The 6604-nt window shown below is 42.8% G+C and carries 1 protein-coding gene; it reads left to right on the forward strand.

The genetic code is table 11. The features are described 5' to 3' along the window. Positions 1-400: 400 nt before the first annotated feature. Positions 401-6604 (forward strand): choice-of-anchor J domain-containing protein (locus tag FEDK69T_RS13185; RefSeq protein ID WP_035656426.1); only part of this gene is annotated, 6204 nt, incomplete at its 3' end.

Below are 6604 nucleotides of genomic sequence, written 5' to 3' on the forward strand. Positions count from 1 at the left end.
AAAATGATTGAAAAAGCGCCCTCAAGGGGCGCTTTTTTTGTTTAAACAGGGTTCTGTAAGTGCAAGATTTTTATGATGGACTGCAAGGAGCAGTTATCTGATGAAAAACCAAACGTCCTGCAATTTGCTATTAAAGATGCCTTGCGTTTTGAATTGGTTGAAGTCTTAGATTTGGTGTTTGGGTAATGTATTGATTTTTGCAATATTTTCTTAAATAATCATAAATAAGAATTAACAATTGTAGTATTTGTTGGAAATGACCTGCAATGTTAAAAAATAAACAAATTTTTAATTTTTGTGAAAACAGCCTCATAAAGGTGTTGTGGCTTAAGCGTTTGGGAAATAATAATATATATTTGGGACATAAACTATTTTTCAAAATCAAATATTAATATTAATTATGAAAAAAATTACTCTTGTAATTTTCATGTCGTTAATGTCTTTCCTGGGATATGCACAGTTTCCGGAAAGTTTTAATACGGGAATTCCCGCGGCATGGCACGTTATGGATAACGGAACTGGTACCGTCAAAAGCTGGACGGGATCAACCGCTTTCGGCCCTCCGCATAGTGGTGCACAGCACGCTTTGGCTGATAGGGAAGACTTAGGTCTTAATAACACCTCTGAGGATTGGTTAGTCACACCTCAGTTTACTGTGCCGACTAACTCACAGCTCCGTTTTTGGGCGAAAATGACAGCGCCCGCCGATTATGGTACGCTTTTCCAATTGCGAATTTCAACAACTTCGCAAACCGACCGGGCAAGTTTTACCACATTCAAGCAATGGACGGAGCCAGAGTTGGAAACAGCTATGCAGGCAGGTGGTTCAACTGCATACAATGTTTATGGTGAAATTGTGCAGTCTTTAACTGCTTATGCAGGACAAAACGTTTACATTGCCTTTGTAAAAGTGCATACTCAAACAGGAGATTCGTCTCCAAACCCGTATTGGGGAGACCGCTGGGCAATTGATGATGTAAATGTTATTCAGCAATGTACAGATCCTTCAGCATTAACTGCTACGCAAATTACCCCAACTTCAGCACAATTAGGCTGGACAAATACGGGGCCGGCTACATCGTGGGATATTGAATGGATGCTTAGTGCCGATACTCCAACTGGGGTGCCGGATATAACTGGGGCTACAAATCCGTATGTTTTATCAGGCTTAGCTCCTGCAACGAATTATAAGTACTATGTGAGATCAGTTTGTAGCACAGGGGCTACCAGCAACTGGATTGGCCCGTTTGCTTTTAAGACAATTCCATACGGTCAAACTTGTGCAGCGCCTATTGCGATAACTGCACTTCCGTTCACGGAAACAAGCAATACCAATTTATTTGGTAATACTGTAACAGGAAGTCCGGGAGCTTCTTGTGGTATTGCAGGAAACTATTTAAACGGTAACGATGTGTTTTATGCTTTCACACCTTCTTTTACAGGGGTGGTGGATATCACTATGACACCTACAGGAACTAATTCAGGTCTTTTTGTTTATGGAAGCTGTGCCAACGTAGGTTCAATATGTTTGGCTGGTGTTGCCAATACAGCAGCGACACCTAGAAATATTCCGTTTCTTGCTGTTACAGCAGGAACTACTTATTATATAGTAATTTCGTCATTAAGCGGAACAATTCCTTATACTTTAACCATTCAGCAGGTAGGATGTCCGCCGCCAAATAATTTAGGTGCATCGGGAATTTCACAATCAGGGGCAACGCTAACTTGGGGTAACCCGGGAGGGGCTACTGCCTGGGAATATGTGTTCCAACCTCAAGGAGGTTCATTTCCTACAGGAGCAGGAACTCCTGCAACAACAACTTCGGCTCCGGTTACTGGTTTAGCAGCAAATACGAGCTACGAATTCTACGTGAGAGTAGATTGTGGAGGCGGAACATACAGCGTATGGTCAGGGCCTTTTGTTTTCAGAACCTTGTGTGCTGCATATCCTGTTCCTTTCACGGAAGGATTTAACAGTGCTTCTACAACACAATCGTGTTGGACTGTATTGAATTTAGACGGTGATGCGAATTCATGGAACATGAATTATGCCACTAACCCGGCTGAAGGAAATGAAACGGCGAGTATATTTTCAAGTTCAGTGTCTAACAATGACTGGTTGATTTCACCGCAGATCATGCTTACTGGTAACCAGCGTTTAAAATACAAATACCGTGTTGAAACGGCTGGGTCTCCGTGTACTTTCGAGGTGAGATATTCTTTAAACGGAACATCACCTGCAGATATGACAACAGTGCTTGTGCCGTCAGGATCTTATAATAATACGACTTATATCGAGAAAACTGTTAACATGACTGGTGTAAGCGGAAACGTTAACATCGGTTGGTATGTGGCACCGGGTGCAAACGGTTCGAGAATTTATATCGATCAGGTAATCGTTGAAGATATTCCTGCGTGTCCAGAGCCAATGGCTTTAGCAGTTTCTAATATCGCGCCAACTTCTGCGACAATTTCGTGGACTCCGGGTGGTACAGAAACATCATGGCAGGTTTTGGTTCAGCCTACAGGCTCACCAATACCAACACTTCCAACACAAGGGGTAACGGTAAACACAGCTCCACCTTACGATTATACTTCATTAAATGGTTCTACTACATATGATGTATATGTATTGGCAAATTGTGGTGCTAGCGGATCAAGTGTTTGGATCGGGCCGGTTACTTTCAGAACGCCTCAGCTTCCAGCAACATTACCATACTCAGAGACTTTTGAAGGTACCTCTGAATGGGATATAACTAACGGAACTCAAGCCAATAAATGGTTTGTAGGAACTGCTGTAAATTATGGAGGTACACGCTCAATGTATATCTCCAATGATAATGGTGCATCTAATGCATATACCCTTACATCGACTTCCATAGTTCAGGCGTACAGGGATATTCAAATCCCTGCGGGAGCTAACCAGGTGAATGTTGCCTTTGACTGGCGTGCACAAGGGGAATCTACTGTTGATTACTTCAGAGTATGGCTTGTGCCTAATAATTATGTTCCGACAGCGGGAACTGCAATCACAACAGCAGTCGGCAGAATCAATCTTAGCGGAAGCATTAATAATAACGCAACATGGAATCGACGAAATATAGTTGTAAATACAGCTACATTGGCAGGACAGACCGTAAGAATTGTTTTTGAATGGGTAAACAATGCGGCAGGAGGAGCAAATCCGCCAGCTGCCGTAGATAATATTGATGTGACAGTTATTACATGTCCGGCTCCTACTGCTCTGACAGCATCGGCTGTAACACAATCATCTGCTACGTTACAATGGACTTCCATAGGGACCGAAACACAATGGGAAATTGTTGTTCAACCGGCTGGTACCGGTCAGCCAACAGGATCAAGTACTATTATTCCTGCAGGAACCAATCCATTTACTGTTACGACGGGTTTAAATCCGGCTATCAATTATGAATATTATGTTAGAGCGGTTTGTACACCTGGTACCGATGTAAGTACTTGGGCAGGGCCACTAGCATTTTCTACGACTCAATATCCTGTAACAATGCCTTATGCAGAAGATTTTGAGGGAACATATGCATGGAATATCGTGAACGGAACTCAGACAAACAAATGGACAGTGGGATCTGCGGTTTATTACGGTGGTTCAAAATCATTGTACATCACTAACGATAACGGGGCTTCCAATGCATATACTAATAACGTCCTTTCTATAGTTCAGGCATATAAAGATATTCAAATTCCGGCTGGGACTAACCAGGTTAATGTGGCTTTCGATTGGAGATCACAAGGAGAAGCTGCTGACTACTTCAGAGTATGGGCTGTGCCTACGACATTTGTTCCTACACCGGGAACACAAATAACTACAGCAATAGACAGGATCAATCTTAGTGGGAACATTAGTCTTGGAGGCGCATGGGCGCGCAGAAATTTAGTTTTTAACGTTGGTGCTTATGCAGGTCAGGCATTCAGACTTGTTTTTGAATGGAGAAACGACTCTTTCGCAGGAGCAAATCCACCTGCAGCTATAGATAATGTTAATGTTACTGTAATCACTTGTCCGGCTCCTAAGGTTCCGACAGTAGTGAGTGTGACCGATTCAACAGCAACGGTACAATGGACAGCAGGGGCTGCTGAGACACAATGGGAAATTGTTGTTCAACCGGCAGGTTCCGGTCAGCCAACGGCATCAAGTACTATAATTCCGGCTGCAACAAATCCGTTTACAATTACAGGATTGAGCGCCAATACTAGTTATGAATACTACGTTAGAGCGGTTTGTACCCCAGTTACTGATGTAAGTACCTGGACTGGGCCAAAAACATTTATTACTTCCCAGGTTGCTGCAACAATACCTTATATAGAAGGTTTTGAGGGAACTTCAGGCTGGGCAACGGTGAATGGAGCTCAGACTAACAAATGGTTTGAAGGAACTGCAGCTAATAACGGTGGTACGCGTGCAATGTACATCAGTAGTGATAATGGTGTTACCAACACATATACCAATACATCTTCATCAATCGTTCATGCTTATAGAGATATTGCTGTACCGGCAACTTGTGCTCAGGAAGTTAAAATTTCGTTCGATTGGCGTTCTGTGGGACAAGCGGCTCAGGATTACTTAAATGTTTGGGTAGTGCCTTCAACATATCTTCCAGTGGCAGGGACTGGAATCACGGCAGCTGCAAGTGGAGGAACACAAATATCGAACCAGTTAAGTTTAGGAGGAAGTTTCACAACTGTAAACTTTACGTATAACGCAACGGCTTTTGCAGGACGTAATATGCGTGTGATTTTTGAATGGAGAAATAATGCATCGGCTGGTACGATTCCACCGGCAGCAGTTGATAACTTTAAAGTAGAACTTCCTACTTGTCCTAAGCCTTACAACTTAGCTGTTGTTGGGACTCCGACAATAAACAGTGCGAACGTAACATGGACACCTGGATGTACTGAAACGGCTTGGGAAATTATTGTACAGCCTAAGGGGACTGCGGCACCTACCGCAGCTACTGCAGGCACACCGGTAACCACTCCGCCGCCTTATACAATTACAGGTTTACAAACATTTACAGCTTATGAATTTTATGTAAGAGCGGTTTGTACAGCTGGAACCGACTTTAGTCCATGGTCTGGACAGAAAGAGTTTACAACGTTTATCGGGAATGATGAGTGTGCAGATGCTTATAATGTTCCGGTTAACAATAATGATCAATGTACTCTAGTAACAGCCGGAGCATTAAATGGATCGACTGTTTCATCAGTAGGAGGTACAACATGTGGAGCTGCAAATTCAGGTGATATCTGGTTCAAGTTCACGGCGACTAATTCCTCGCATACTATTGATTTTATAGATTTTGGTCCAGACATGAATCTACCGATTATGATGGCCCTTTATTCAGGAAACTGTGGTACTCTGAATCAACTGAAATGTAGTTATAACAACTCGATAACGGCATCCAATTTACAAATTGGTAGTACATATCTAGTAAGAGCATCTATCAATGCGGTTACTACGAATACCAATGTGAAATTTAACGTTTGCGTTAAAATACCTGTAGCTCCTACAAGTGGAGTCAGTACAAGCTGTTTGATCAATACGGTTAACTGGGATTTTGAATATCCAATCGTTCCTAGCCCTGGTATCCCTAATAATCCAAGATTTGCTGATCTATACGACCACATGGTATTGGGATGGAGAGTAATTGGTACGGATAACCATATGGAATTTTGGGCTTATGATGGTACTCAGACCGTTCCGGCATATTCCGGCCGTCAGTTTATCGAATTAAACGCTTATGTGGCTTCCGGGGTATATCAGGATTTTGAAACGCCGGTAACTACCGTGTTCAGTTATCAATATGCGCACAGGGCGAGACGATCTAACATGCCTCCTGACGTGGTTAAAGTTATGGCAGGTCCTCCTGGGGGCCCATATGTGGAGATTGACAGGAGAACTTCAGATACGTCGCGTTGGACGTATAATGATGTTCCACGTACCTATACGGTTCCTGCAGGTCAGACGGTTACCCGATTTATTTTCGAGGCGGTTACTCCTAATCCTGCGCCGGCTGGTTATGATCCATCGCAAGGAAATTTCTTGGATAACATTAAATTTACAGCAGATAACAGTATTGTTTCGGCGACGCCTTTAAGTTTAGATTGTACGAGTAGCAGTAATTTTACAACCGTTGTGGGTGCCGGAGTGGGAACTTGGTCTGCTGATCCAAACAATCCAGCGACTACAGTTATTGCAGATCCATACGATAATACTACTACTATTAGCGGATTTAGTGTATCGGGTACTTATAGATATAATTGGACAACATTATATTGTTCAAGTTCTGTAGATATTGTTTATTTGGATAATGGAAACAGAGTGCCTCAGTTTACTCAGGTTGCACCGGTTTGTGCTTTAACAACAGCAACCAATATACTGCCGACAACTTCAACTGACGGTATTACAGGAACATGGGCTCCTGTTTTTGATAACACAACTACGGCTACGTATACATTTACGCCAAACCCTGGTCAGTGCGCTTTGACAACTACGATGACTGTTACGGTTACACCTAATGTGACGCCTACGTTTAATGCGGTAGCACCAATATGTGCGGGAGAAACA

The sequence above is a fragment of the Flavobacterium enshiense DK69 genome (assembly GCF_000498495.1).
Taxonomy (GTDB): domain Bacteria; phylum Bacteroidota; class Bacteroidia; order Flavobacteriales; family Flavobacteriaceae; genus Flavobacterium; species Flavobacterium enshiense.